1 protein-coding gene is annotated in these 341 nt (G+C 39.0%); it reads right to left on the bottom strand.

Annotated features, from left to right (window positions below):
• A partial coding sequence (locus AMS66_RS18435; RefSeq protein ID WP_144424535.1) for an MFS transporter occupies positions 1-341 on the bottom strand: 341 nt, incomplete at both ends.

Here is a 341-nt window from a genome sequence, read left to right as displayed (position 1 = left end):
GCAATAGCTCCAACGATTAAAGTGATTAAGACAACTTGATCTGTCCAGCCATCTGAACTTGCAGAGCTGAACCCATATAACAAACCACCAAAACCGATCGAAGATAATATGATTGAAAAATAGTCCAGTGTTGCATTTTTGTTTTGCTGCATTACATTTTTGGATTTCCAAATTCCTAGCAGTAAACTAATGACGGCTAATGGTAAAATCATTTCGAAAAGTAAACGCCAGTCATAATATTCTACAATGAAACCTGATAATGTCGGCCCGATTGCAGGGGCGGTAATCATAACTAATCCGAAAATACCCATTGCTGTTCCGCGTTTTTCTCGGGGGAAACT

It is taken from the genome of Paenibacillus xylanivorans, assembly GCF_001280595.1.
Classification (GTDB): Bacteria; Bacillota; Bacilli; order Paenibacillales; family Paenibacillaceae; genus Paenibacillus; species Paenibacillus xylanivorans.
This window is presented reverse-complemented; position numbering and strand designations above follow the sequence as displayed.